The sequence below is a fragment of the Fibrobacterota bacterium genome, from assembly GCA_019509785.1.
GTDB lineage: Bacteria > Fibrobacterota > Fibrobacteria > UBA11236 > UBA11236 > Chersky-265.
Map to the genome: position 1 here is coordinate 11,637 of JAEKLQ010000046.1, position 23,721 is coordinate 35,357.

General features: G+C 64.0%; 19 protein-coding genes. 12 read left to right on the forward strand and 7 right to left on the reverse strand.

Going from position 1 to position 23,721, the window contains the following annotated elements; all coding sequences use genetic code 11:
* Window positions 1-105: 105 nt before the first annotated feature.
* From JF616_13750 to JF616_13785, 8 genes are all read left to right on the forward strand, one after another.
* Window positions 106-3,090 carry a PAS domain S-box protein gene (locus JF616_13750; GenBank protein ID MBW8888814.1) on the forward strand — a complete coding sequence of 995 codons (2,985 nt, stop codon included), beginning with the start codon at window positions 106-108 and terminating at the stop codon, window positions 3,088-3,090.
* Window positions 3,083-4,498, forward strand: a complete 1,416-nt coding sequence (locus tag JF616_13755) for a sigma-54-dependent Fis family transcriptional regulator (protein MBW8888815.1) — start codon at window positions 3,083-3,085, stop codon at window positions 4,496-4,498. Before JF616_13750 ends, JF616_13755 begins: the two co-directional genes overlap by 8 nt.
* A 257-nt stretch (window positions 4,499-4,755) precedes the next feature.
* Complete coding sequence (locus JF616_13760; GenBank protein MBW8888816.1) at window positions 4,756-5,124, forward strand: hypothetical protein; 369 nt, start codon at window positions 4,756-4,758, stop codon at window positions 5,122-5,124.
* Window positions 5,121-6,902, forward strand: a complete 1,782-nt coding sequence (locus JF616_13765; GenBank protein MBW8888817.1) for a chemotaxis protein CheA — start codon at window positions 5,121-5,123, stop codon at window positions 6,900-6,902. The genes JF616_13760 and JF616_13765 overlap by 4 nt, the downstream gene beginning before the upstream one ends.
* Before the next feature lie 11 nt (window positions 6,903-6,913).
* Window positions 6,914-7,405 (forward strand): purine-binding chemotaxis protein CheW, encoded by a 492-nt coding sequence (locus tag JF616_13770; protein ID MBW8888818.1) that lies wholly within the window; start codon window positions 6,914-6,916, stop codon window positions 7,403-7,405.
* A 435-nt stretch (window positions 7,406-7,840) separates the two neighbouring features.
* Window positions 7,841-9,031 carry a hypothetical protein gene (locus JF616_13775; protein MBW8888819.1) on the forward strand — a complete coding sequence of 397 codons (1,191 nt, stop codon included), beginning with the start codon at window positions 7,841-7,843 and terminating at the stop codon, window positions 9,029-9,031.
* A 2-nt stretch (window positions 9,032-9,033) separates the two neighbouring features.
* Window positions 9,034-10,497 carry a hypothetical protein gene (locus tag JF616_13780; GenBank protein MBW8888820.1) on the forward strand — a complete coding sequence of 488 codons (1,464 nt, stop codon included), beginning with the start codon at window positions 9,034-9,036 and terminating at the stop codon, window positions 10,495-10,497.
* A gap of 24 nt (window positions 10,498-10,521) precedes the next feature.
* The gene (locus tag JF616_13785) at window positions 10,522-12,258 is read left to right on the forward strand and encodes an MCP four helix bundle domain-containing protein (GenBank protein ID MBW8888821.1); all 1,737 of its coding nucleotides are present in this window, start codon (window positions 10,522-10,524) and stop codon (window positions 12,256-12,258) included.
* A 1-nt stretch (window position 12,259) separates the two neighbouring features.
* Here JF616_13785 and JF616_13790 read toward each other — a convergent pair whose 3' ends face one another.
* Entirely contained in the window at window positions 12,260-12,646 is a 387-nt protein-coding gene (locus JF616_13790) for a hypothetical protein (protein MBW8888822.1), read from the reverse strand.
* A 474-nt stretch (window positions 12,647-13,120) separates the two neighbouring features.
* Between JF616_13790 and JF616_13795 the strand changes: the two genes are divergently transcribed.
* Both JF616_13795 and JF616_13800 read left to right on the forward strand, forming a co-directional pair.
* On the forward strand, window positions 13,121-14,248 hold the full coding sequence (locus JF616_13795; protein ID MBW8888823.1) for a response regulator: 1,128 nt from the start codon (window positions 13,121-13,123) through the stop codon (window positions 14,246-14,248).
* On the forward strand, window positions 14,245-15,018 hold the full coding sequence (locus JF616_13800; GenBank protein MBW8888824.1) for a hypothetical protein: 774 nt from the start codon (window positions 14,245-14,247) through the stop codon (window positions 15,016-15,018). Before JF616_13795 ends, JF616_13800 begins: the two co-directional genes overlap by 4 nt.
* 50 nt (window positions 15,019-15,068) lie before the next feature.
* Here the strand turns inward: JF616_13800 and JF616_13805 are convergent, their stop codons facing one another.
* Window positions 15,069-16,964 (reverse strand): phosphomannomutase, encoded by a 1,896-nt coding sequence (locus JF616_13805; protein MBW8888825.1) that lies wholly within the window; start codon window positions 16,962-16,964, stop codon window positions 15,069-15,071.
* 46 nt (window positions 16,965-17,010) lie between these two features.
* Here JF616_13805 and JF616_13810 point away from each other — a divergent pair, with 46 nt between their 5' ends.
* Window positions 17,011-18,330: an NAD(P)/FAD-dependent oxidoreductase gene (locus JF616_13810; protein MBW8888826.1), complete on the forward strand. Its 1,320-nt coding sequence runs from the start codon at window positions 17,011-17,013 to the stop codon at window positions 18,328-18,330.
* A 127-nt stretch (window positions 18,331-18,457) separates the two neighbouring features.
* On the opposite strand, the gene JF616_13815 is transcribed toward JF616_13810, so the two are convergent.
* From JF616_13815 to JF616_13835, 5 genes are all read right to left on the reverse strand, one after another.
* Window positions 18,458-18,916, reverse strand: coding sequence for a GNAT family N-acetyltransferase (locus JF616_13815; protein MBW8888827.1), 459 nt, complete (start codon window positions 18,914-18,916; stop codon window positions 18,458-18,460).
* A gap of 120 nt (window positions 18,917-19,036) precedes the next feature.
* A complete protein-coding gene (locus JF616_13820; GenBank protein ID MBW8888828.1) occupies window positions 19,037-19,366 on the reverse strand; it encodes a DUF3175 domain-containing protein in 330 nt (109 codons plus the stop codon).
* Window positions 19,367-19,391: 25 nt separating this feature from the next.
* Window positions 19,392-20,060 carry a hypothetical protein gene (locus JF616_13825; protein MBW8888829.1) on the reverse strand — a complete coding sequence of 223 codons (669 nt, stop codon included), beginning with the start codon at window positions 20,058-20,060 and terminating at the stop codon, window positions 19,392-19,394.
* Window positions 20,061-20,149: 89 nt separating this feature from the next.
* Entirely contained in the window at window positions 20,150-20,536 is a 387-nt protein-coding gene (locus tag JF616_13830; GenBank protein ID MBW8888830.1) for a VOC family protein, read from the reverse strand.
* Window positions 20,537-20,582: 46 nt separating this feature from the next.
* Window positions 20,583-22,922: a carbon starvation protein A gene (locus tag JF616_13835; GenBank protein MBW8888831.1), complete on the reverse strand. Its 2,340-nt coding sequence runs from the start codon at window positions 22,920-22,922 to the stop codon at window positions 20,583-20,585.
* 114 nt (window positions 22,923-23,036) lie between these two features.
* On the opposite strand from JF616_13835, the gene JF616_13840 reads away from it, so the two are divergent.
* Window positions 23,037-23,717 (forward strand): DUF3592 domain-containing protein, encoded by a 681-nt coding sequence (locus JF616_13840; GenBank protein ID MBW8888832.1) that lies wholly within the window; start codon window positions 23,037-23,039, stop codon window positions 23,715-23,717.
* Window positions 23,718-23,721 lie beyond the last annotated feature (4 nt).

The following is a 23,721-nucleotide window of genomic DNA, read 5'->3' on the forward strand; positions in this document are numbered from 1 at the left end:
TCAATGCGACGGACTCCGGCAATGATACCATTATCGGTTGCCCGGCCGATCGGTTAAATATTAGTATTCATCGGGATCCGGGCCGGATCCGAGGCCATCCGAAACATGGACGTTTCCCATCTCCCTCCCTCGCGGGAACGCGGCAGCGGCGGGAAATCCGGTTTGCCTTGGTGGACGTGGTTCCTACCCTTCCTCTTGTTCCAGCTCTGTACCGGTTTGTCCCTCCGATTCCAAATCGGCCACGGCATGTCCCTTTGGTATCTGCCCTTGCCCTTGGCCTTGGCCCTGGCGCAGTGGTGGGGCCCGCGCGTCTTTCTGGGGATGTACGTCAACGCCGTCTTGAGCGCGGGATATTGGGGCCTCTACCGTTGGTGGCTATGGCCCTTGTACGGCATCCCGGCCACTCTCGCCGTGGTCCTGTCCTGGTTCCTGTTCGCGCGCCTGCTCAAAGGCCGGCCGTGGATGCCCGATCTCCCCGATCTGATCCGCTTCCTGGCCCTGGGGGCCGGCCTTCCCTGCCTCCTCGGATCCTTCCTAGGCCAAACGATCTTCGCCATCCTCGGGGATGCGCCCTGGCAGGGATTCTGGCATCGCGTCCACGCCCAATTCGTCCTGGATTCGCTCAGCCTATTCTCGCTGACCATCCCGCTTTTGCTGTTCGCCACTTCCGCGATGGAACGCATGGGCCTTTCCTTAACCCAGGGCGCCTATCCCCGGCCGCCGCTGTTCCCCGCGCGCATGCCGGCCTTGCAACGCATCGAGATGGCCGCCTTGTTCCTCGCCCTCCTGGGGCTCAACCTGGGCTTTTCCATCGAGCGTTTCTGGTTCGCGTACGGGTTCTTCCTCATGTGGGCGGCCGTGCGCTTCGGGATCGGCCTCTCCTCCTTGGCCTGCGTCTGGGCCATCCTGCTGGCCGTGCCTTTGCGCGCGTTGATCTCCCAGGGACCGGCTTCGGATTGGATCGATCAAAACCTCATGGTGCAGATGAACCTGTACCTGGCCACGCTCTGCTTCGCGTCCCTGTTCGTGGGACGGGCCTTGAGCGATCTCACCCAGCAGATCGCGGTGCGCGCCCGCGCGGAAGAGGAATTGCGGAAGAGCCGATCGTTGCTGGAACACGCCCAGGACATAGCCAAGATCGGCTACTTATACATCGAGCCGGAAACCGGCATACGCATCTGGTCGCGCAACCTTAAGCGCTTCTACGGCCTCGACCCCGACGGCCCCGACCCCGATCGGGAAGAGCATTTCCGCATCCTCGGGAATGCGGCGGAGATCTTCCATGCGGGCGAAAAGGCGCTTGCGGAAAAAGGTTCCTTCGTCAACGAGGCCTTCGAGTTGACCCGTCCCGATGGGGAAAAGCGCCTCTTGAGGGTGGTGGCGAAACGGGAAGAAGCCAATGGAAACCGGCCCGCTTCCACCGCGGTCGTTTTCCAGGACGTCACCGAATGGGAGGCCTTGCAAACCAAGGCGCGGGAAGAGGAGGGCCGCTACCGGACCCTGTACGAATCGGCCGCCGACGCCATCCTGCTGGCGGAGAAAGGCCAGATCCTGGCGTGCAACCCCGAAGCCTTGCGGATGTTCCGGTGCGACCCAAGCTTCCTGATCGGCCGTTCTCCCATCGCCTTCTCGCCGCCCCAGCAGCCCGGCGGAACCGACTCGGCGCAAATGATCATCGCCGCCCGGGAAGCCGCCATGTCCGGACAGCCGCAACGCGTCGAATGGTTGTATCTCCGCGCCGACGGGACGCTCTTCGAGGCGGACACCACGCTGAACTCGGTGCAGTACGGGGGCCAGACCCGTCTCCTAGTCGTCATCCGCGACATCTCGGCGCGCAAGCGGATGGAGCGGGCCCTGATCGAAAGCGAAGAACGCTTCCGCCAGATGGCCGAGAACATCGAAGAAGTCTTCTTCCTCTTGGACTGCGCCGCGGGCGCCTTCTTGTACGTAAGCCCCATCGCCAGGGACATGCTGGGCCTTCCCGTGGCCGGCCTCGCCGAACAACCTTTGCTTTTCCTCGACCGTATCGACGCGGCGGATCGGGAACGCATCGGCCTTTTGACCGCGGCCGATCTGTGCCGGCGCCCCCGCAACGAAGAATTCCGCTACTCCCGTCCCGACGGCGTAAACCGGTGGCTGCGTTTGCGATCCTTCCTGGTCCCCGGCAGCGCCGGGGGCTTGGCCTACCGGGCGGCGGGGGTCATCGCCGACATCACGGAATACAAGGATGCCCAGGAAGAGGCCCGGCGCCACCAGCAGCGCCTCATCCAGTCGGACAAGATGAACTCCCTGGGGCTCATGGTATCGGGCGTGGCGCATGAGATCAACAATCCCAACAACCTCATCATGCTTAATGCGGACGTGATGGATACCTTCTGGAAGCATATGAAGCCGGTCCTGCGCGAGCACGCCGGAATCAATCCCGATTGGAAGCTGGCCGGCTTGCCTTTCGGGATCGCCGAAGGGAAGTACGAAACTTTGCTGGGCGGCGTCTCGGGCGGCTCCAAACGCATCAAGCGCATCGTGGAGAGCCTCAAGGATTTCGCCCGCGTCGATCGCCCCGATCTTTCCGAGGAAGTGGATCTGGATCGGGTGGTGGACGCTTCGGTATCCATCATCGGGAACGTCATCCGCAAGTCCACCGACCGTTTCTCGTTCGAACGCGCCGACGGCCTGCCCAAGGTCCGCGGCAGCTTCCAGAAGCTGGAACAGGTCGTGATCAACTTGATCACCAACGCCTGCCAGGCCCTGGACTCCCGGACCAAGTCCATCCGCATCTCGACCTGGCATGATAGCGAGGGCGGCTGGGTGGGGGTGCGCGTGGAAGACGAGGGCAAGGGCATCCCGCCCGAGCACCTCGGCAACGTCACCGATCCCTTTTTCACGACCAAGCGGGACGTCGGGGGCACGGGCCTTGGCCTCTCGGTGAGCTATGGGATCGTCCGTGAGCACCGCGGACGCATGGAAATCACGTCGGAAGTGGCGCGCGGGACGCGGGTGGAAATCCGCATCCCGGTCCTGGCCGGCGGCAAGGAAAACGGGAGCGCGGCCGTCGCCGCCGAACCGGAAAAGCGAGGAACCGATGGATAACGAGATTCCCGTCCTGATCGTGGACGATGAAGCGGAAATGCTGGACTCGGAGGCGCTCGCCTTGCAGATCAACGGGATCGAACCGGTGCTGACCTGCTCCGATCCGCGCGAAGCCATGGGCATCATCGCGCGTCATCCCGAATGCGTGGCGGTGCTCGACGTGACCATGCCGCACCTGGACGGGCTGGAACTGCTGAAGCGCATCGGCGAAACCTATCCGGACGTGACGGTGGTGATGATGACGGGCCTGAACGACGTGGGCACCGCGGTCCAATGCGTCAAGCTGGGCGCCTTCGACTACATGCTCAAGCCCATAGACCAGCAGCGCTTCCTGGCAACCGTGCGCAAGGCCCTGGATCATCGCGCCGGGCAGGGCGAAGCGGCCCGCCTGGCCCGCGGCCTTTTGGAAGATACGGTGGCCCATCCGGAGAGCTTCGAGGCCGTGGTGACGACCGAGCGGCGCCTACTCAATATCTTCAAGTACATCGAAGCGGTGGCCCCCACCGGCCTGCCCATCCTTCTGACCGGGGAGACGGGCGTGGGCAAGGAGCTCTTCGCCGGGGCCGTGCATAAGGCCAGCGGGCGCAAGGGGGAATTCGTTTGCGTCAACAGCGCCGGCATCGACGACACCATGTTCAGCGATGCGCTCTTCGGCCATGCGGCCGGCGCCTATACGGGAGCGCATAAGGAACGGCGCGGACTTATCGACAAGGCCAAGGACGGCACCTTGTTCCTGGACGAGATCGGGGACATGAAGCCCGAGTCCCAGGTCAAGTTGCTGCGCCTGCTGCAAGAGGGCACCTTCTATCGCCTGGGCCATGACGCCGAAGAACGTACCAACGCGCGCATCGTGGCCGCCACCAACCGGTCGCTGGGGGAATTGCAATCCGATCCCAGATTCCGCAAGGATCTCTTCTATCGCCTCAAGGCCCATCACGTGCATATCCCGCCCTTGCGCGAACGCATGGGGGACGTGCCCGTGCTGACGCAATGGTTCCTGGCCCGCTGCGCCGAAGAGCAAGGCAAGCCCAAGCCCACCGCTCCGCCCGAGCTGGCGGTCATCCTGGGCAACTACGCCTTTCCCGGCAACGTGCGGGAACTGCGCGGCATGGTCTACGACGCGGTGAGCCGCCATCAGGGCGGCGTCCTGTCCTGCGCCTCCTTCAAGGAGGCCATCGCCGGGAAGGACGGCGTTGAAACCTCCCGGGTCGCCCGCCCTCCCGAAGCCGACTCCGGGATCACTTTCCCCTTTCCCCTGCCTAACGCGCATGAATCCGAGCTGGCTCTCATCCGCGAGGCGCTCGCGCGCACGGGGGGAAACAAGACCCTCGCCGCCGAGATGATCGGCATGGCCCGCCAGACCTTCCGTACCAAGCTCAAAGAACTGGAATCAGCGGGCCCTGCCTAATTCCGGATCCCGGTTAAATCCCGGTCAGGCGCTAAGGCGCGCCGGGGCCGCGAGTTGCGCTTCTTTCCGCCCGGCCCGGCTGGAATTCATCCACCCCTTCGCAAGCCCTTTATCCCCCGGAACCGTCCCGAATGCGGCCGGATCGGCGCCGGATCGCGGGGTAACGCCGAAGTAACCTCCATGGCACGGCTCTTGCCATAGTCCTCTCCCGAACCGCGTCGGCTCCGCAGGCCTACGCGACGGTATACGGGGGACATATGGCGACTTCAGCGCTGCTCGGCACCGACGATACGACCACCCGGTCAACCCGATCGGGCGAACGGGAAATGGCGGACCTGGCCGACCTCGCCGATCTGGCGCGCGGCCTGTGCGGCCTCGCCGACGTGGCCGATCGATTTCCCGCGGCCCTGCCCCAAGTCGAACGCGGCTTCAAGGAACTGGCCGACCTCGCGCAGGAGTGCGGGGAAGCGCGCATCCGCCGTATCGCCATCGCCTTCGCGTCCATCCTCGGCAATGCCTATCGCGCGCCCCGGGAGGATTTGCCCTTCATCCTGGAAACCGCCGCCGCCTATCTGGAAGCCTTGCCCGGGAAATTGGCCCGCGCCCGCGGAAAGAAGGCCGCATGAACCCGGCCACCTTCGCGAGCCCATCCTTCCTCCTGCCCGCCGATGCCGATACCAGCATCCTGACCGATTTCATCATCGAAGCCTGCGAGCATCTGGAGTCTTCCGATCAGCATCTCCTGACCCTCGAATCCGATCCCGGCGAACGCGCCAGCCTGGACGCGGTCTTCCGGGCCTTCCACAGCATCAAAGGCGTGACCGGGTTCCTGGGGCTGGAAGGCATCAAGACCCTGGCCCACGAAGCGGAAAACCTGCTGGATCAAATCCGCACCGGCTCGATCAAACTGTCGCCCTCGGTCATGGACTGCGTTTTCGATTGCGTGGCCTTCCTGAAAGGGACGGTGGCGGACCTCAAGCGGGGCGTGGGCGAAGAGGACGATCGCCGCTGCCAAGCGGCATCTATCGCCTTGCGCGAACGCATCTCCGCTATCCTGCGGGGCGATGTCGCAACCGAATCCTGGACCGCATCGGCGCCGCAGGAATCCGAGTCAGCCGCTCCCGAGAGCCCAGACTCTCAAGCCGAGGTACCTCCGGTCGTAGTGGTTCAAGCAGAACAACCTCGGGCCGAAGGGCCGGAACCTACGTCAGTGAAAACCAACGCTCCCGCCATGGCCATCGCGCTCAAGGAAACCGTCAAGGTGGACGCCACCCGCCTCGATCGCCTGCTGGACGCCATCGGCGAGTTGGTGATCGCCGAGTCGATGGTGCTGGGCTCCCCCGAACTCAAACGCTCCCTCTCCCCCGCCCTGGTCCAGAAGATCGGGCAGCTCGACAAGATCACCCGCGAATTGCAGGAGATGGGGACCTCGCTGCGCATGGTGCCCGTCCGCCCCACCTTCCAGAAGATGCAGCGCCTGGTGCGCGATCTGGCCAAGCAAAGCGGCAAGGCTGTCGAGTTCGTCACCGACGGCGAGGAGACCGAGCTGGACAAGACCGTGGTGGAAAAGATCAGCGATCCGCTGGTCCACATGCTGCGCAACTCCCTCGATCACGGCATCGAATCCGACCCCGAGGCGCGCGTGCGCGCCGGCAAGCCCCGCACGGCCCGGGTGCGCCTTTCCGCCTTCCAGAAGGGCGGCAGCGTCTGCATCGAGATCGCCGACGACGGCCGCGGGCTGAACCGCGACGCCATCCTGGCCAAGGCCCGTGAACGCGGCCTATGGCGCGAGGAAGCGCCCCCTTCCGACAAGGAAATCTTCGGCTTCATCTTCGAGGCCGGCTTCTCCACGGCCAAGCAGGTCACCGAGCTTTCGGGCCGGGGCGTGGGCATGGACGTGGTCAAGCGCAACATCGAATCCCTGCGCGGACGCATCGACATCCAGAGCCGGCCGGGCGAAGGGACCACCTTCAGCATCTGGCTGCCGCTAAGCTTGGCCATCATCGACGGCATGGTGGTGCGCATCGGGGGGGACCGTTTCATATTCCCGACCCTCTCGATCGTCTGCATCGCGACCCCCGCGGCGGACGCCATCCATACCGTGCAGGGCCAGGGCGAGATGCTGCGCCTGCAGGACGAACTCATCCCCATCTATCCTTTGCGCGGTTTCCTCTGCGGCGATCGCTCCGGCGACCGGCGCCTCCTGGTGGTCGCCGAAGGCGAGGGACGCAAGGCGGCCTTTCCCGTGGACGAGCTGCTCGATCAACAGCAGATCGTCATCAAGAAGCTGGAAGAATCGTTCCCGCCCATCCCCGGCATCTCCGGGGGCGCCATCCTCACGGACGGCCGCGTGGGCCTCATCCTCGACGTCGACGCCCTGATGAAATTCGGATTCCAACCTTGAAAGGAGCCAATATGGCCGCCGGTAAATATCTCACCTTCCAATTAGGCAAGGAAGCCTACGGGATCGGGATCATGAAGGTCCAGGAAATCGTAGGCGTCATGCCCGTAACGCGCATGCCCAAACTGCCGCACTTCGTGCGCGGCCTGGTCAACCTCCGCGGCAAGGTCATCCCCGTCTTCGACCTGCGCCTCAAGTTCGGGCTCGAAAGGAAAGAGGATACGGACCGTACCTGTATCATCGTGGTGCGCCTCTCCCTGGACGGCAATGGCGCGGATGCTTCCGAGGTTACTCTCGGCATCATCGTGGACGAAGTGTCCGAGGTGGTCAACGTACCCGCCGATGCCATCGAACCCGCACCCGCCTTCGGATCCTCCGTGGACGTGTCCTTCCTGCTGGGCGTGGGCAAGCTGGGGAACAAGGTCGTCATGTTGTTGGACGCGGACCGCATCCTGCCGCGCGAAGAATTGCAGTCGGTCACCCAAGAAGCCGCGGTAGCGGCGTAAAGAAGGGCAATAACCATGTTCTCCAAATTAGGCCTTCGCGCCAAACTCTACCTGGGCTTCGGTACCGTCCTGGCCATCATCTTGTTCCTGGGCTCGTTCATCTACGCCAAGCTCGGCTCGGTGCGCGAGCTGGAAAAATTGATTACCGGCGATTGCCTGCCGGGCATGGCCGCCATGGCCGACGTGGAGGGCCTGGTTAGGCATCAGCACGACATGCTTCCCGAATACCTGCTCACTAAGGACGCGGAAACGAAGAAACAAATCGAATCCCGCCTGGCCGAAGCCAACATCGAGATGGATAAGTCCCTCGCCAAATACGAAGGCACCATCACGCAGCCCGAGGACCGGGAACAGTATTCCAGGATCGCTCCCGCCCGCCAGGCCTATGAGGAAGTGATCAAGGAAAGGATTTTGCCTTTGGTCAAGGCAGGCAAGATCCCCGAAGCCATCGCCGTCTACCTGAACGAGGCGAGGCCCAAGTTCGCCGCCTACGTCGGAGTCGTCGGGAAGCTCTCGGATTGGAACGCAGAGCACGGCAAGGATGCCGGCGACCGTATCTCGGTCGCCGTCAGCGGCGCCAACCGCGGCTTGGCCATCGGCCTGCTTATCGCCGTGTTCGCGGCCGCGGCCCTCGGTTTCCTCCTCAGCCGGTCCATCACCATCGCCCTCAAGGCCATCATCGAAGGGCTTTCCGCCGGCAGCCGGCAGATCGGCGCGGCCTCGGGCCAGGTGAGCCAATCGAGCCAGAGCCTGGCCGAAGGCGCCAGCGTGCAGGCCTCCTCTCTGGAAGAGACCTCCGCTTCCTTGGAAGAGTTGTCCTCCATGACCAAGCAAAACAGCGACAACGCGCGCCAAGCCAACGCCATGGCGGGCGAAGCCAGCGCCTCGGCGCAGGAAAGCCGCGTCTCCATGGAGCGCATGGGCCGGGCCATCGGCAAGATCAAAGCCTCCGCCGACGAGACCGCCAAGATCATCAAGACCATCGACGAGATCGCTTTCCAGACCAACCTCCTCGCATTGAACGCCGCGGTGGAAGCGGCCCGCGCCGGCGATGCCGGCAAGGGTTTCGCGGTCGTGGCCGAAGAGGTGCGCAATCTGGCGCGCCGCAGCGCCGAGGCCGCCAAATCGACCGCCTCCCTGATCGAGGATTCCCAGAAGAACGCGGACAACGGCGTGGCCGTATCCGGCGAGGTGGGACGCTTCTTGGGTCAGATCGCCGAAAAGGTCCAGAAGTTGTCCGGTTTGGTGGGCGAAGTCTCGACCGCGAGCGAAGAGCAGACCAAGGGCATTACCCAGATCAGCATCGCCGTGACTGAGATGGACAAGGTGACCCAAGGCAATGCCGCCAGCGCCGAAGAATCGGCCTCGGCCAGCGAAGAGTTGTTCGCCCAGGCCAAGGAACTTGGTGACATGGTATCGTCCCTGGTCGGCCTGGTGGACGGCGCTTCATCCGCCGCCGCCCGGTCCGCCGTGGCTTCTCCCGAGACCGCTTCCCCGCGCCGCGCCTCCGCCCCTATGCAAAGGCCGGCCAAGAAAGCCGACTGGTCCCCGATGCCTGCCGTCATCGGCAGCCGCAAACCCGTATCCGTACCGCGCGCCCTTTCCCTTACCGCCGAGGAGTTCTAACCATGGCCCTTCCTTCGATTTTCCGCGCGGCGCGTTTCGCCGCTGGCATCCTGGCCCTGGCCGGGCTCGTCTCCGCCCAGGAACCTTCCGTGATCCTGAAAAGCCTGGATCAGCTCGAGAAGCGCGTTTCCCGCGTCGAAGCCGAGCTGGGGCATCTCCGCAAGAGCGGTCCCGCGGCGACCGCATCGGTCCGCCCCGATACCGCCGTCGCCGCCTTGGCCGCGCGCCTGGATTCCTTAGGCGTCCGCCTCGGGCGTCTGGAAACGGCGCCGGTCGCGAAGACGGCGACTCCCGTTAAGCCTCCGGATTCCGCTGCCAAGGCCGTCGCCTCTTCCTTCGCGGCAGCCGCGCCGGAAAAGGACAGCATTGCCGTGCTTATCCGCGAAGTCAGGGCCCTCACCGCGGCCTTGAAAGCTGGTTCTATGGCTGCGGCCCCCGCCACGGCCGCCATCGCTCAGGCGCCGGCTAAATCCTCCGCTCCCTCATCCCTTTCCCCGGCCGCCGGCAGCGCCGTCCCCGCTCCGGCGCCGGCCGCAGCCCTTGCGCTCAAGGGCGATATCCAGATCCAGGGTGAACGCAAATTCACCGCCCAAAGCGGGCGCAACAACCTGGACGATTTCTGGGGCCGCTTGAACTTCGGCGCCGAATACAACGGCGACGATTTCCAATCCAAGGTCAATATCCGCATCTTCCCCGAGGGATTCGGCTTCGAGCCCCTGACGGGAGCGAGCTTTGACACCACCGGCCAGGGAAGCCTCAAGGTCCAATCGCAACCCAGCCCCCGCATGGTCATCAACCATGCCTGGGTCCGGTACACCACGGGGCCCGCCAAGGTGCGCCTGGGCCGCTTCGAGACCGTGGAAACCAAGAGCGACAATTACGGCAACTACGTGGACCTAGGGCCTTCGGGCGGATTCATGAGCCGCCCGGCGGTCCATAACGCCGTGGAAGCCACCGCCGCCGCGGGCCCCGGGAACGTTTCCGCCTTGCTGGGCGCGTCGGATACGAAACTCAACCACGGATTCCTCCGCATGTACGGGCGCTATCCGGTGGCGGCGGGCGTGGAGGCCACCTTGGGCTATCGCGCCAACCTTTTCGATCGCTACCACTATCCCGACGCGGAAATCCTGCAACGCTTCGATGCGGGCCTCTCGGCCGCTTTGCCCTCGGCCTGGAAGGCCTTCATGGAAGCGGCCGTCCTGCAAGCCGCCGGCCGCGCCGACGACACGCCCGTGTTACTGGGCATCCAGCACCCCGCCGGCAAGGTCTTCGACGTGGTTTCCCTGGAAGGGGAATGGCTCAACGACCGCAAGGCGGCGGGCAAGGATCGCCCCTGGCTATTGAACCTGCACGTCCGCAAATCCGCGGGCCGCCTGAAAGTGGACGCCGGAGCCTACTCCGACCCCGCCGATCCGGATTGGAACGCATTCAAGCTCGGGCTCCGCCTCACCTCCACCCTCCGCTGACGGGAATCCGTCGAAAGGAACATTATGGCAACGCATTCCATGAGCATCAAAAGCAAACTCCTGATCGGTTTCGCCACCCTTTCCGCCCTCATCGCCGTGATGGGATGGGGCGGCATCGCCGCGGCGCGGAACCTGAACGGGCGCATCGATACGCTCGGCTCCCGCAATCTCGTCGATCTCCGCGCGGTGATGGAAATCAAGGAATTCGAAGACGGCTGGCATCGCGCCTTGCTGAACAACGTGCTTTTCCAGGATCCCAAGCAGATGCAAGAGCAGGCCGACAAGATGAAGATCCGGGACGACTCCCTGAAGATCGTCCTGGGAATCATCCGGCAGCGATCAACGGGGGCGCAAGCCGAAGCGTTGGACGTGGCCGCCGCCACCTGGAAGTCCATCGAATCCGAGAAGGATGCCACTTTGTTCCTGTCCACGAGCGGAAAGAAAGCGGAGGCACGCGACTATTGGATCGAGAAAGGCCGGCCGCTGATCAAGAAGTTCGACAAGGCCCTCGCCGACGTTAAGACCGGCCAAGAGGCGGAAATCGCGGACTCGATGCTGAACTCGGCGTTGTTATATGCCCGCACCCGCTGGATGCTGATCGCGGCCGCCCTCGGTTCCGCCCTGGCCGGAATGGGATTCGGCCTTTGGTTGGCCTCTTCCATCAGCCGCGCCTTGAGCGCCGTCATCGCCACCTTGTCCGCCGGCAGCGAGCAGATTTCCTCGGCCTCGGGCCAAGTGAGCGATTCCAGCCAGAGCCTGGCCGAAGGCGCCAGCGTGCAGGCCTCTTCCCTGGAAGAGACCTCGGCCTCGTTGGAAGAACTGTCCTCCATGACCAAGCAAAATAGCGACAACGCTCGCCAGGCCAACGCCATGGCCGGCGAAGCCAGCGCCTCGGCGCAGGAAAGCCGCGCCGCCATGGAACGCATGGGACAAGCCATCGGCAAGATCAAGGCCTCCGCCGACGAGACCGCCAAGATCATCAAGACCATCGACGAGATCGCTTTCCAGACCAACCTCCTCGCATTGAACGCCGCGGTGGAAGCGGCCCGCGCCGGCGACGCCGGCAAGGGTTTCGCGGTCGTGGCCGAAGAGGTGCGCAACTTGGCCCAACGTAGCGCCGAGGCCGCCAAATCGACCGCCGCTTTGATCGAGGGCGCCCAGAAGAACGCCGACAATGGCGTGGCCGTATCCGGCGAGGTGGGACGCTTCTTGGGTCAGATCGCCGAAAAGGTCCAGAAGCTGTCCGGGCTGGTGGGCGAAGTCTCGGCGGCGAGCGAAGAGCAGACCAAGGGCATTACCCAGATCAGCACCGCCGTGACGGAGATGGACAAGGTGACCCAAGGCAATGCCGCCAGCGCCGAAGAATCGGCCTCGGCCAGCGAAGAGATGTTCGCCCAGGCCAAGGAGCTGGGGGACATGGTCTCCACCTTGGTCGGCATCGTCCACGGCTCCGGCGCCCAGCAGTCGGCCGAATGGCGCCGGCCCGACTCCCGTTCGCTACCGAGCGCCGGATCGAAGCCCCGCTCCGCATCCCCGCGTCCCACCGCCGTTAAAGCTCCTTTCTCAGGGAAGGCCGCTTCCGCCGGGAACGCGGTACGCTCCCAGGTCCCGCGCACCGCGGGACCCGCGGTAGCCAATGCAACGGGCCGCGATTGGGAACCCGCGAATGGCAACGAAAAAGGCACGGGGAAAAGCAATGGGAAAGGCCGCCGTCCCGAATCCGTACTGCCTTTGACCGATGAGGAATTGCGGGATTTCTGACCTAGTCGGCCATCAGCCAAGCGAGGAGGGCGTCCGGTTGATCACCGACCCGCACCTGGGCGGAACGATTGACCGCGACGTTTTCGAACAGCTTGTTTATCCGCTGCCGCGCCGTGTCCACCTGGATCGCGGCGCGTCGTTTCGCCCCCCAGTGCCGGGCGAACGATTCCGCCAAGGTGAATCGATCGAAATCCGGTAATTCGCCCGTTACCTGAGTGATGTCGATATAAGCCCGCATGAATCCCTGCCGCACCACTTCTTCGAGCATGGGAAGGATCATTCCCTCCAGGTCTTTGGCATCGTATTCGCCTTGGATACGGAAACGCACGTAGCCTTCCGCGGTTTCCGCGTCCAGAATCAGCGACCGGGTATGCAAAGGCACGCGCATGAAGGCTCCTTGGATTGGCCCGCCCCAAGTTCCTTGGTCGGGCCGGGAACCTTGGGCAAAACGCAAATATAGTTCCCGGGAATTCCATCTTGTTCCAACCGTCGCGATTGCCGGGATATGCTTTATTTCCGCCCTAAATCATCCTTAATTCCGCCGGAACCCCGTGGCGGAAACCCCCGGCCAATTTCGGACCGGAACCAATCCGGTCATCTTCCGCAAACGCTTTTCCGCCAAGAGGTTATGCGAAAACCGCATCCCCGCCGCCCGGAATCGACCGCCTTTTCCGTCGGGAGAAAACCCCACGCCCGGCCCTGGATCGGCCCATCCGGAGCGGAAGCGGCATCGCAACGGGCCTGGCACGTCCCTTGCCATATACAGGGTCATGCTCACGACCTTGGCCGCCATCATTCTCTTCCGTCTCGGGCGCCGGTTCTTCTCCCGCCGGGATCCGAAATCCGCTAACCGGACGTCGCCATGAGCGGCCTGCATGCCCTGGTCGTCGATGACGATACCCAGGCCCTGGAGACCATGGGCCTTATCCTGGAGATGGATAATTACCGAGTTTCCACCGCCGCGGACGGGCTGCAAGCCCTACGGTGCATGGAGAAGGGCGAAGAGAGCCTGGCGGACGTGGACTTCGCCGTCATCGACCTCGATATGCGCAACCTTTCCGGCATCGAGCTCTTGGCAGAGCTTCGCAAGCGGGGGTACGAATTGCCGGTGATGGTGGTAACGGGTTACGCCTCGAAGGGCACGGTGGTGGAATTGCTCCGCAAGGGAGTCATCGATTTCCTGGACAAACCCATCCACGTCGACGAGTTCCGCATGCGCGTGAATCGTCTGGCCGACGAGGCCTTGCGGCGCCGCACTTCGCGCGCGGGAACCCGCGAACACGTCCGCTCGGCCCCGTCTTTCCGGGCCTCGGCGGTCGTGGACCTGGCCCGCATCGGCCTTCCGTACACCGTGCGCCGGCGCATCGGGTCCGCGGGGGAAAGCAGCCTCATACTCGCCGCGCGCAAGCCGCATGGCCTGGATATCCTCATCGCGGACGTGGAAGGCAACGACTCGGAAAGCTTCTACGTCAGCGTGCTCGTGAAATCGTTCTTCGATCGCTGGCGCAAGGACGACATCGACGGACGCGAATTCATGGCCTCCCTCAACGGCGTGGTGCTGGGGGGAAGCCTGGAACGCAAAGAAGTCCGCGCCCTATTCCTGCGGATCCATACTTCCGAAAGGCGCGCGGAGGCGTACCTCGCAGGTTACCCCTGCTGGGCCTTCGCCGGCCTCGGCGGAAGTTCCCCGAAATCCGCCTGCCTGCGCGGGGAACCGCTCGGGATCGGGGATAAGCCCGGGCAATCCCTGGTGGAGATCCCGTACGCTGCCGGGGATCGCCTGTTCATCGTACCGGGACGGGGATGCGATGATTCGCCCGAAACCGGCTGGGTATGGTCGCGGACCCGGGAAAACATCCTGTGCCTGCGGGGCGGGGACTTGGGCGGCCTCGCGGATGACGTCTGGACGGAACTGGGCGAGCCCGATCATGATGGCTTGCCCGTCGCGCCCCCGGGAGGGGATTTCCTGCTCGGATTGGAGTTGCCATGAATAACCGATCCTTCACGGCCGATTGCCGCGCCCCCGGACGCGATCCGGATTGCGAGTGGCGCCTGGAAACCCTCGGCATGGTGGCCGAGGGAGTGGCCCATGATTTCAACAACATCCTGGCCGCCATCTCCGGTTTCGCCGAGTTGATCCTGGCGGGAGAGACCGATAAGCGCCCGGAAAGCCCGGATAGGCCGGCCTTGGACGCGATCGAGTTCGCCCGCCATATCCTGGATGCCGCCATGGCGGGAAAGACCAGCGTGCAGGAATTGCGCGCTTTCTCCCGTCCCGATAGGAACGCGACGGAATCGCTGGACCTGAACGAAGTATTGAAGCAGTCCATCGCCTTGTGCCGGGGCGCCTTGGGCGGGATCGTACGCGTCCGGACCGATCTCGCTTCCGTTCCGGCGCGCCTGCAAGGCTGCCGGGGCCTGCTCCAGAACGCCTTCTTGAACCTCTTCATCAATGCGCGGGACGCCATGCCCCAGGGGGGCACGCTTACCGTGCGCAGTCGGCTCCGCGAACCCTCCGATGCCTACGGGCATCCCGAATGGGTGGTCTCCATCCGGGACACGGGAATCGGCATGGAACCCGAAGCGCGGTCCCGCCTCTTCGAACGGTATTTCACGACCAAGGGCGAAAAGGGCTCCGGACTGGGCTTGGCCCAGGTGCGGGACACCGTGGCCAGGTATAGCGGAAGGATCACGGTGGAGTCGGAGCCGGGGGCCGGCAGCGAATTCCATCTTTACTTCCCGGTCGATCGCGAGGATTAGGGCGGGCTCAGGGGGGCCCCTAATCCATCGCGTTCATTCGGTCTTCGCGTTCACTCGGCCGGGCCGGCCAATTCCCGCGCCCGATCCAGCAAGGCCGCCGCCGCCTTCGCATACGCCTCCGACAGGGCTTGGGCATCGGCGAGTTCGCCTTCCCCCACCGCTTCGAAGTAATAACGGAATTTGGGCTCGGTGCCCGAGGGGCGCAATAGCATCCAACTGCGATCGGTGAAGACGATCTTGAGGCCGTCGGCGGTATTCAAGCGCGCCACTTCCTTGCGGGCCGCGCCCACTTCCATCTTGTCGCCGATCTTCACCATCCCGCCCTCCAAGGCGCGCATCACCGCATCCTTATAGCGCTGCCAGGCCTCGACGGAAACGCCTTTGACGTCGGCGCCGCCTTTGCCGGGATAGAACCATCCGTACTCGCGGCGCAATTCCCGATACTGCTCCGAGAGGCTTCCGCCGGCGGCCAGGCAGGAAAGGGCCGAGAGGAAACCCGCCAAGGCGCATTTCTCCAGGGTATGGCCCGTGAAGGAAATGCCGTCGCTTTCTTCGAAGGCCATTACGGCTTCGCCCGAAGAGAGCGGTCCGCGGAAATTCTTGAAGCCGACCTCGGTCTCGAACACCTTCATGCCCTGCTTCTTGGCGATCTCGGAAGCGAACCCCGACGAGGGAACGGTGGTCGCGAGGCCGCCCTTGATGCCGCGCTTCAGCAGGTTGGCGTAGCCGATGGCGCCGAAGCGATTCATGTCGATGTCCAGATCCTTGTCCGCGAAGCGGATGCGATCGGCGTCCGGATCCAGGGCCACCGCCAGGGTGCGCGGCCGACCTGACTTGGCCAGTTCGATGATGAGGATGGCCTGGTTCTTGGCGTTCGGTTCGGGTTTCACCCCGTGGAAGGAGTAATCATCCTCGGTGTTGTAAAAGCGGATGGCTTGGGCGGCTTCCAAGGCCCCCAGGGTATCGGGACCGAGCAGATGCTGGATGTATCCGCGCGACGACCCGTGCATATTGTCTATGGCGATGAAGAGTTCGGGGGCATGCCCGCGCAGCCAGGCGCGCAGGGCCTTGAGATCGAAGACCTTGCTCTTGTTCTCGACGAAAGCGGTGAAGATGGCGGCGGCGTCCACGCGCGTGCGCAGGGATCGGAAATCGGCATCGGCGCGGCGGAATTGGACGCCGGGGCGCATCAGGGCGTTGGCATGTTTCTCGATCAGGGAGGTCAGGTTCACGTCCGCGGGGCCGCCATCGGCGGGATTGAACTTGATGCCCGCGTATTCCATGGGATTGTGGGAAGGGGTGAAGTTGATCGACCCCGCCGCCTTGAGTTCGGTCAGGACCGCCGAGCCCACGCCCGTGGGGCATTCGCCCGCGTCGTGGATGCGGATGCCTTCCGCCGCCAGCTCGCGCATGGCGCAGGCCATGAACTCGTCGCCCATGAAGCGATTGTCCCGCAGCACCAGGATGCCCGCGCCCTTGACCTTTTCGAAGGAATCGTAACCGTTCGCGTTCAAGAAGGCGGGATCCTTCATCATGGCGATGATGCCGCGCACGACCTTATGGACGTTCTCGACGGTGAAGCCCTCGCCGATGGCTTCGCGCCAACCGGACGTGCCGAAGACGACGGTCGTGGCCGCGCCCGACTCGCGCGCCAGGCGGCCCATGAAATCGCGGATGCGGGCGATGAAGCCGAAGCAGGCCTCGCGCAAGGCAGCGGGCAGGGGCTTGTCATTGCAGGCCGCGCCCAAGGTGTTGGCGGCATCCCATAGGGCCGGGCCGCGCTCCCCGCGGGGCTCGAGGCAGGCCTTGACCTTGGCGCCCCATTCGCCCGGCAGCGCCGCCAGCGTGCTGACGGCGTCCTCGGACCAGGCGCGCGCGAAATCCCGCCTCGCCTTCACGATGGCCTCCCGGGCCTTGTTTGCGGTTCCCGCGCCGTCCGTAGCCATAGCGAATCCTTTCCCCGAGTGCGGATCAAAAATTAACTTATCGGCCATGGAACCGCGCGTAATCATAGTCGGGGGCGGATTCGGCGGGCTCAAGGCCGCGTTGGCCCTCGGCCACCCGGGAAACGCGCAGTCCCTCATCCCGCAAGTACTCCTCCTCGACAAGCGGAACTACCATCTCTTCCAGCCCTTGCTCTACCAGGTCGCGACGGCGACGCTGAACCCTTCCGACATCGCCGTGCCCATCCGGCAGGTGCTGGCCCGGCATCGCAACGTGTCCGTGCTGATGGAGAACGTTCTCTCGATCGATCTCGCGGGCAAGGCCGTCCTCACGGATACGGGAAGCCACCCGTACGATTACCTCATCCTGGCCGCCGGCGCTTCGCACAGTTATTTCGGGCATCCGGAATGGGAAGAGCTGGCCCCGGGCCTCAAGACCATCGAGCAGGCCCTGGAGATCCGCCGGCGCGTGCTGACCGCGTTCGAGCAGGCCGAGAAGGAAACCGATCCGGCCGCGCAAGCGCGCCTGTTGACCTTCGTGGTGATCGGCGGCGGGCCGACCGGGGTGGAGATGGCCGGGGCCTTGGCGGAGTTGGCCCATGCCATCGTGGCCAGCGACTTCCGCCATCTCAAGTCGGAACTGCTGAAGGTGATCCTGCTGCAAGGCGGCAATCGCGTGCTTCCGCAATTCGCGCCCGTGCTTTCCGTCAAGGCCAAGGCCGCCCTGGAAAAGAAGGGCGTCGAGGTCCGCCTGGACAAGCTGGCCAAGGAGATTACGCCCATCGGAGTGAGGCTGGACGAGGGCATGATCCCCTCGGCGAACGTCATCTGGGCCGCGGGCGTGAAGCCCGCCCCGATCAACAAGACCTTAGGGCTGCCCCTGGATCACGAAGGCCGGGTCATCGTCGGCCCCGACCTGTCCCTGCCCGGCCATCCCGAAGTCTTCGCCATCGGCGATCAGGCCCGCTTCGATACGCCCCATGGGCCGCTGCCCGGACTCGCGCCGGTGGCGATGCAGCAAGGCGTGCACGCGGCCCGCAACATCCTCGCGGAGATCGCCGGCCGTCCGCGGCGGCCCTTCAAGTATCTCGACAAAGGGACCATGGCCGTGATCGGACGTAACTACGGAGTTACCGACTTCCACGGCTTGCGCATCGGCGGCTATCTCGCCTGGCTGATGTGGCTCTTCGTCCACATCCTCTACCTGATCGGTTTCCGCAACCGCATCGCGGTGATGTTCAATTGGGCCTGGTCTTACCTGACCTTCAAGCGCGGGGCGCGATTGATCACGGGGCGGGGCTGGCGGGAGAACGAAGGCGCTCCGCCGCCAGCGCCCAAGCCTGTCGAAGTCGCAGCGGGAGCGCGCTGAATCCGAAGCCCCCAGAGAGAGGGTACAGGGTTTAGGGTACAGGGTTCAGGGTTAAGATCGCTTTCGATTCTTCCTCACCATATACCCTAAACCCTGTACCCTTTACCCCTTTCTTCCCGTCCAGCCTTCAGATATCCTTGACGAGGATGGCGAGATCCTTCCCGCCGTATTGCACCGTCTGATTCACTTTCCAACCGAGCTTCTCGAATACGCCCTGGCTGATGGGATTAAACACGTACAGCTTGGCAAAACCCAACTGCCGGGCCAGCTTTTCGATTTCGGCCGCCAAAGCCGAGGCCACGCCCTGGCCGCGGTAATCGGGATGCACGTACACCGAGGATAGCCAAGGAGTCAGATCCGGGAGGATCTCCATATCCGAAGCCTTGAGGGAAGCCGTTCCCAGGACTCCGCGCTCATCGTGGGCGATGAGGGTGATGGGCATTTCGTTCTCGTTCACCCGCCCGAACAGGCCCTTCTGGATGTCTTGCAGGCTGCGCATGGGAAAGGCGTACGCCCATTCCTCATAGATCCATTTCGCGATGATGGGGATCCAGTTCTGGAAATACTTGATATGGCTGATCTGCATCCAGCACGCTCCCGGCCGCCGGCCGACTTCCACCGCTTAGAAGATAACTATCGGTTCCGGGAAGCCAGGCGAACCGTCGGTCCGGAGGCCGGGGCTTATCCGGCCCGTTATTTACGCCCGTTATTCCCGCCCGAACAGGGCCCGCAACTCGCCCTTGGCTTTTTCGAGGCGGGCCTTCTGCGCCTCCGTCAGATTCTTCCCGCCCCGGTTGATGTAGAAGTTCAGCATGGACATGGCCGATTGGTAAGGCCCGGCCTTCCGCCGGCGGCTATGTTCCGCGGAACGCTTCAAGGAAGCGGCGATGGCGGCCGGGCTCCGCATCTTGAAGACGCCCGCATCCAGGTCCATGGCATCGCTGGTTTGCATGACGTGCTTGGACCAACGCTTTCCGGAAGATCGCGTAGTGGTCATGGCATGACCTCCTACCTCGAAAATACCTTCCCATCGCATGGGACGCGACGGACCGCGCAGCCCGCTAGAGGGCCTTAAGGCAGGCCTGCACGAAGATGCGATAATGGCACTCGACCATGGTTTCGCCATCGGTCTGTTCCGGCGCCCTTCCCCCTTGGGTGACGAGGGTGCTTACGGTATCCAACAGAATGCGATCCTGGCGCTTGTCGTAAAGGATGGCCCGGAAGGAACGCCCCACTTCCACGGTGTGGCGGAAATCCATGCCGTGCAATATTCCCCCGCCAACGCTGCCGATCACCTCGCCGGCATTATGGGCGAAGTCGGCGGCCAGGGTCGAGGCGGATGCCTGTCCGCCTTCCCTCGGAGGTACGTATACGACGAGCAATAACCGGGAGGGACCATACCGCAATGCGCGCAGGGAACGGAGACGCGAGGATGGCTTGCCCAGGACGGAATCGGCGCCCAGGCCCAGCAAGGCGGGGAAACTCTCCGCGCCGATTTCCTCCGTGGCGAAATCGTTTTGCCGGAGGACGAAATCCAGGCTCTGGATTTCGGAAACCACATCCTCGCTTTCCCGGTAGGTCCGGTAATCCGGATTGCGCGACTCCTTGCGCGGGAGATAAGCGATGGCGATGGAATCGGCCGGCGCGGCCCGGGAGCCGGCCTTTCCGGATCCGGTGGCCGCGCAATCCAAAAGGGCGGCCAAGCAGGCCGCGCACGACGCGAATCTCATCAAGGGAGCCATCGGAATACCTTTCCTTTGGATGACGCCGGCGGAGGCCGGAAATAAAATGCCAGGAAAAGTAGTCTTTTGGGCCGCTTTTAGTCCGGTTGCACCAGATTGATGAGGTTACCGCAGGTATCGTCGAACAAAACCGATTGGATGGGCCCGGTCCGTTTGGGCTCGCCCCGGAAAGCCACCCCGTTCTCCCGCAAGCGGCGCACCTCGGCGGAGATATCCCTGGTCACGAAGGCGGTGGAGGGAATGCCTGCCTTGTACATGGCCTTCTGGAAATCCTTGGCGGCGGCGAAACTCATGGGCTCTAGCACCAATTCCATGCCCGCGACGCCATCGGGGGAAGCCACGGTAAGCCACCGGTATTGGCCCATGGGGATGTCGGCCATCTTCCGGAAGCCGGCCTTCTCGACGTAGAACTTCAGGGCGGATTCCTGATCTTCGACCATGAGGCTGGCGAACTTGAGTTGCATCGGGGCTCCTGGGTGGGGTGAAATCGTCAGGCGCGCTTCGGCCCGTTCAGCAGCATCGCGCCTGGGTGAATCGATGTTCCTCTTTCGCGGCCCAGGCCGCGCCGGCGGACGAGGGCGGACCGGCGGCGACGGCTTCGATGGCGCAATCGCCATGGACCGGATGCGCAGCCGATTGCAAACCCGAATGCGAGGCCACGAGCGGGGACAGAGGCGAAGCCAAATGGGCGGGGCCTTCCCCCGCCAGATGGCGCAACACCGTCACCATCAAAAGCAAGGCGGCCCACATCCATCCGAAGAAGCCGGAGGCCCGTTCCACAGCGAGGATCTCCGCCTCCAGCCATACCGGCGCCGTCTCCCGCAAATCCTTTTCCGACCCGCCGAAGGCGAGGCCGATCCAACGTAACACCGAGGTTACTAGGATGCCGCCCACCAGCAGCAGGAAGGCCGCCGCCACGGCCGCGTCCAGCCTTTGGTTGAAAATCAGGCGATGGGTCAGGGCCAATTTTTCCGCGGGAACCGTTCCCGCGGCGATGTCGCCGGCCAATTTTCGCGCCGCCGCCAGGAAGCCGATCTTCGGGCTGGCGGAGAAGATTTTCTGGAATCCCGCGGTGAAGGTGACCACGGACAGCCACGCCAACGGCAGAACCGTGGCCAGGGCGTGGCGCGGGCGCGCCATCTTGAGGATGACCGTGGTGGCCAGGCACAGCGCGACCACCGCCAGCAATTGGTTGGCGATCCCGAACAAGGGCCACAGGCTATTGATGCCGCCCTGGGGATCGATCACGCCTTGGTACAGGAAATATCCCCAGGCCGCCACCAGCAGGCCGCTGGCCAGCAAGTTGGCCGCATAGGAACGCGTATCCGCCAGGGGCTTCCAGAATTGCCCCAGGAAGGCTTGCAGCAGGAAGCGGCCCACGCGCGTTCCCGCGTCCACCGTGGTCAGGATGAAGAGGGCCTCGAACATGATGGCGAAGTGGTACCAAAGGCCCATCAAGGCATCCCCGCCCAAGGCGGAGGAAAAGATCTTGGCCATGCCCAAGGCCAAGGTGGGCGCGCCGCCGGCGCGTCCGAACAAGGTCGGTTCCCCCACCGCATGCGCGAGGGCGGCCATGCTTTCCGTGGTCACCGGGAAGCCCCAATCGGTAATGGTCTTCACCGCGGCTTCCGCGGTGGCGCCCACCGCTGCGGCCGGGGCATTGATGGCGAAATAGGCTCCCGGCTCCAAGGTGGCGGCGGCGATCAAGGCCATCACCGCCACCGACGATTCCAGCAGCATGCACCCGTAACCGACCGGACGCGCATAGGTCTCGCGCGTAATCAGCTTGGGGGTGGTCCCGCTCGCGATCAGGGCGTGGAATCCGCTGATGGCGCCGCAGGCGATGGTGATGAAACAGAAGGGGAAGATTTTCCCTGCGAAGACCGGGCCGGTGCCGTCGATGAAGCGGGTGAGGGGCGGGAGCTGCAGTACGGGAAGCACCACCAGGATGCCCAGGGCCAAAGCGGCGATGGTGCCCAGCTTCATGAAGGTACTCAGGTAATCGCGTGGCGCGAGCAGAAGCCATACGGGCAAGATGGAGGCCGCCAGCCCGTACCCGATGATGATCCAAGCCAGGGCCGGACCGGTGAAGTTAAAGGCGGCGGAGAGCGAAGGGGAAGCGTAAACGAATTTGCCGCCCCACACCGAAAGCAGAAGCAGGAATACGCCGATGACGGAAACTTCCAGCACCTTGCCCGGGCGCAGAAAGCGGAGGTACACGCCCATCAAAAGGGCGATGGGGATGGTGGCCGCGATGGTGAAGGTTCCCCAAGGGCTGCCGGCCAGGGCCTTGACCACCACCAGGCCGAGCACGGCGATGAGGATGATCATGATGGACAGGATGGCGAGCATGGCGATGGCGCCCGCGGGCTTGCCGATTTCCTCCTGCACCATTTCGCCCAGCGACTTGCCGCCGCGGCGGATGGAGCAGAACAGGATCAGGAAATCCTGGACCGCGCCGCCTAATACGACGCCGATCATGAGCCATAAGGCCCCGGGCAGATACCCGAATTGGGCCGCCAGCACGGGGCCCACCAGGGGCCCGGGCCCGCTGATGGCGGCGAAGTGGTGCCCGAAGACGATCCATTTGTTGGTGCGGACGAAATCCTTGCCGTCCTCGTGGACCATGGCCGGAGTGGCCCTGCGTTCGTCCAGGAGCAGCACTTTGGCGGACAGCCATTTGGAATAGAAGCGGTAGCCGATGGCGTAGCTGCACGCGGCGGCGGCCAAGAGCCAGATGGCATTGAGGGGTTCGCCGCGATGGAGGGCCAGGATGGCATAGGCGGATGCGCCCAAGAGGGCGACGCCGATCCAGACCGCGGCCGAGAAGAAGCGTTTCGGACCGGACATGGGCAACAAGGTAATTATTGAAGCGTGAGCGCGGCCACAGGGATGCTTGCTCGGAAACGGCTCGGGATACACCTTTGCGATCGGTTCCATTTTTCCGCATAGGAGCAATCGATCATGAACCGACCCGCCATCATACTCGCTTGGGTTTTCGCAACCGTCGGCACGCTCTCCCTGATCGGCTTCGCCTATGCGATGACATCCGAAGTCCGATTCCTGCGCCACGCCGTGGCGATGGAAGGTCGCGTCGTCGGCCTTCCCGACCGTGCCACCGATCAGCCCATCTATCTTTACGAATTCCCCGCGGGAACGGTCCGGCGCGGACGCAGCCTCGGCGGTTCGAGTTCGGATCAGTACCTGAGCGGCGATCGCCTGCCGCTCTACGTGGACGCCCGCGATCCGGACTCGGCCCAGATCCGCAGGTTCGATCACCAATGGCTGCTTCCCATCACGCTGGGGACTTTCGCGGCCCTCTTCGGGGGCATCGGGTACGGCATCCTCGGGTATGGCCGGCGCCGCCGGGATCTGGAACGGAAGATTCGGGACCGGGGCGTGCGCATCCGGGCCGATATCGTCGGCATCGACTCCGTATCCAACTTCATGGTCAACGGCATCAACCCTTGGCGCATCCAGGCCCAAGCCCTGATCGACAGGAAGGTCCACCGCTTCGCCAGCGGAAACCTTTGGTTCGATCCCTCGCCTTATCTCGATCGCAACCAAGTGGAAGTGATGTACCTGGCGGAGAATCCGAAAAAGCATTGGATGGACCTGACCTTCCTTCCCGAATACGCGGGATAACCGG

Bases quoted from the DNA above. Each gene is read 5' to 3' on its own strand.
- JF616_13750 (MBW8888814.1), top strand. From the start codon at position 106: ATGGACGTTTCCCATCTCCCTCCCTCGCGGGAACGCGGCAGCGGCGGG.
- JF616_13755 (MBW8888815.1), top strand. From the start codon at position 3,083: ATGGATAACGAGATTCCCGTCCTGATCGTGGACGATGAAGCGGAAATG.
- JF616_13760 (MBW8888816.1), top strand. From the start codon at position 4,756: ATGGCGACTTCAGCGCTGCTCGGCACCGACGATACGACCACCCGGTCA.
- JF616_13765 (MBW8888817.1), top strand. From the start codon at position 5,121: ATGAACCCGGCCACCTTCGCGAGCCCATCCTTCCTCCTGCCCGCCGAT.
- JF616_13770 (MBW8888818.1), top strand. From the start codon at position 6,914: ATGGCCGCCGGTAAATATCTCACCTTCCAATTAGGCAAGGAAGCCTAC.
- JF616_13780 (MBW8888820.1), top strand. From the start codon at position 9,034: ATGGCCCTTCCTTCGATTTTCCGCGCGGCGCGTTTCGCCGCTGGCATC.
- JF616_13785 (MBW8888821.1), top strand. From the start codon at position 10,522: ATGGCAACGCATTCCATGAGCATCAAAAGCAAACTCCTGATCGGTTTC.
- JF616_13790 (MBW8888822.1), bottom strand. From the start codon at position 12,646: ATGCGCGTGCCTTTGCATACCCGGTCGCTGATTCTGGACGCGGAAACC.
- JF616_13795 (MBW8888823.1), top strand. From the start codon at position 13,121: ATGAGCGGCCTGCATGCCCTGGTCGTCGATGACGATACCCAGGCCCTG.
- JF616_13800 (MBW8888824.1), top strand. From the start codon at position 14,245: ATGAATAACCGATCCTTCACGGCCGATTGCCGCGCCCCCGGACGCGAT.
- JF616_13805 (MBW8888825.1), bottom strand. From the start codon at position 16,964: ATGGCTACGGACGGCGCGGGAACCGCAAACAAGGCCCGGGAGGCCATC.
- JF616_13810 (MBW8888826.1), top strand. From the start codon at position 17,011: ATGGAACCGCGCGTAATCATAGTCGGGGGCGGATTCGGCGGGCTCAAG.
- JF616_13815 (MBW8888827.1), bottom strand. From the start codon at position 18,916: ATGCAGATCAGCCATATCAAGTATTTCCAGAACTGGATCCCCATCATC.
- JF616_13820 (MBW8888828.1), bottom strand. From the start codon at position 19,366: ATGCGATGGGAAGGTATTTTCGAGGTAGGAGGTCATGCCATGACCACT.
- JF616_13825 (MBW8888829.1), bottom strand. From the start codon at position 20,060: ATGAGATTCGCGTCGTGCGCGGCCTGCTTGGCCGCCCTTTTGGATTGC.
- JF616_13830 (MBW8888830.1), bottom strand. From the start codon at position 20,536: ATGCAACTCAAGTTCGCCAGCCTCATGGTCGAAGATCAGGAATCCGCC.
- JF616_13835 (MBW8888831.1), bottom strand. From the start codon at position 22,922: ATGTCCGGTCCGAAACGCTTCTTCTCGGCCGCGGTCTGGATCGGCGTC.
- JF616_13840 (MBW8888832.1), top strand. From the start codon at position 23,037: ATGAACCGACCCGCCATCATACTCGCTTGGGTTTTCGCAACCGTCGGC.